1 protein-coding gene is annotated in these 2626 nt (G+C 72.0%); it reads left to right on the forward strand.

Translation table 11 applies throughout. From position 1 onward, the window contains the following. Positions 1-31: 31 nt before the first annotated feature. On the forward strand, positions 32-2626 hold a 2595-nt coding region (locus DBR36_RS15550; RefSeq protein ID WP_146185399.1), incomplete at its 3' end, for a DUF3418 domain-containing protein.

Consider the following 2626-nt stretch of genomic DNA (forward strand, 5'->3'; position numbering starts at 1 on the left):
GGGCCGCACCGCCGCGATAGGCTGGAAGGCTGTGTCCGTCGAACCCGTCATCGTCTACCCGCCCGAGCTGCCCGTCAGCGCGGCCCGGGACGAGATCGCGCGCGCCATCCGCGACCACCAGGTCGTGATCGTCGCCGGTGCGACCGGCTCGGGAAAGACGACGCAGCTGCCCAAGATCTGCCTCGAGCTCGGACGCACGTCGATCGCGCACACGCAGCCCCGTCGCATCGCCGCCCGCACGATCGCCGAGCGCATCGCCGACGAGATGCGGGTGCCCCTCGGCTCGACCGTCGGGTACAAGGTGCGCTTCACCGACAAGGTCTCGGCCGACACCCGGGTCGCGCTGGTGACCGACGGCATCCTGCTCAATGAGATCCACCGCGACCGGCTGCTCCGCCGCTACGACACGATCATCGTCGACGAGGCGCACGAGCGCTCGCTCAACATCGACTTCCTGCTGGGGTACCTGCGGCGCATCCTGCCCAAGCGCCCCGACCTCAAGGTCATCGTCACCTCGGCCACGATCGATCCCGAGAGCTTCGCGCGACACTTCGCCGCCGCCCCGACCGAGCCCGGCGGCGAGCCGACACCGGCACCGGTGATCGAGGTGTCGGGCCGGACGTACCCGGTCGAGATCCGCTACCGTCCGCTTGACGGGGCGGACCGCGCTCCGGAGGATTCCGACGACGAGGGCCCGGATGCCGACGACCCGGCGCCCCAGCCGAAGAAACACCGGAGCGCGGCACAGGGCAGACGCGACGGCGACGACGCCGACGAGGTCGGCGCGGTCGTCGCGGCCCTGCGGGAGCTCGACCGGGAGCCCGCGGGCGACGTGCTCGTCTTCTTCCCGGGCGAGGCCGAGATCCGCGATGCCGCCGACGCGATCCGCGGGGCGTACCAGAAGGACGCCGCGCCGACCGAGGTGCTCCCCCTCTACGGGCGCCTGTCGGCCGCCGAGCAGCACCGGGTCTTCGAGCGGTCGACGGTCGCGGGCGTGCGCCGCCGCGTCATCCTGGCCACGAACGTCGCCGAGACGAGCCTCACCGTCCCCGGTATCCGCTACGTCGTCGACACCGGCACGGCGCGCATCTCGCGCTACAGCAACCGCTCCAAGATCCAGCGGCTGCCCATCGAGCCGGTCTCGCAGGCGTCGGCGCAGCAGCGCTCCGGTCGCGCGGGTCGCACCTCGCCCGGCGTCGCGATCCGCCTGTACTCCGAGGACGACTTCACCCGTCGCCCCGAGTACACCGAGCCCGAGATCCTGCGCACGTCGCTGGCATCCGTCATCCTGCAGATGCTGTCGCTGGGCTTCGGCGACATCCAGGCCTTCCCGTTCCTCACGCCCCCTGACTCGCGCGGGGTGAAAGCCGCCTTCGACCTTCTCGTGGAGCTCGGCGCGGTGAAGCTGCCCGCGCCCGGCGCGCGCGGCGCCGACGCTTCCCGCGACCGCGACGTGCGCGACGACGGCGACCCGTCCCGCCAGCGAGACGGGCGCGGCGACCGGTCCCGCGGGCGCCGCGACGAGGCCGGGCCCCGCCTCACCGAGATCGGTCGCGAGATCGCACGGCTGCCGATCGACCCGCGCTTCGCCCGCATGCTCATCGAGGCCCGCCGCAACGATGTGTCCGCCGAGGTGCTCGCGATCGTGTCGGGCATGTCGATCCAGGACGTGCGCGAGCGCCCCGAGGAGCGCCGCGAGGAGGCCGACCGGTTCCACGCGCGTTTCACAGACCCGACCAGCGACTTCCTGTCGCTGCTCAACCTCTGGGACTATCTGCAGGACAAGCAAGCGGAACTCGGCTCCAGCGCGTTCCGTCGCCTCTGCCGCAGCGAGCACCTCAACTACGTGCGGGTGCGCGAGTGGATGGACGTCCACCGGCAGCTGCGGTCGCTCGGCGCGGAGCGCGGCGAGGGTGGCGGGCGCGGCGACGGCGCGGGCGGGCGCGGCGCGAACAACCGTGTCCCACATATGGCGGGTGCGGAGCTCTCCCGGCCGCACAAATCGGGACATGCACCGACAAAAGGGGGACGAGGGTCGTCCGACGCCACCCCCGAGGGACACGCCGCCGGTGATGCCATTCACCGGGCGATCCTGTCCGGCCTGCTGTCGCACCTCGGCATCCTCGATCCCCGCACGCTGGCGCAGACCAAAGACCGCAAAGCCCCCGGCGACACCCGTCCCGTCAAGGGCGAGTACATCGGCGCGCGCGGGGCGCGGTTCGCGATCTTCCCCGGCTCGGGGCTGAAGAAGAAGCGTCCCTCGGCGGTCATGGCCGCCGAGCTGGTCGAGACCTCGCGCCTGTTCGCCCGCACGGTCGCCGCCGTCGATCCGGCGTGGGCCGAGGACCTCGCCCCCGATCTGATCAAGCGCTCGCTGAGCGAGCCGCACTGGTCGAAGGATGCCGGCTCCGCTGCCGCCTACGAGAAGGTCACCCTGTTCGGGGTCGAGCTCGTCGGCCGTCGCCGGGTGCAGCTCTCGCGCTTCGACCGTCCGCTCGCGCGCGAGATGTTCGTGCGGCACGCGCTGGTCGAGGGCGAGTGGGACCCCTCGGTGCTGGACAAGCGTCTGACCGCCTTCCTGCGCCGCAACCTCGAGCAGCGCCGCCTGCTCGAGAAGATCGAGGAG

The sequence above is a fragment of the Microbacterium sp. HMWF026 genome, from assembly GCF_003061325.1.
Taxonomy (GTDB): Bacteria; Actinomycetota; Actinomycetes; order Actinomycetales; family Microbacteriaceae; genus Microbacterium; species Microbacterium testaceum_E.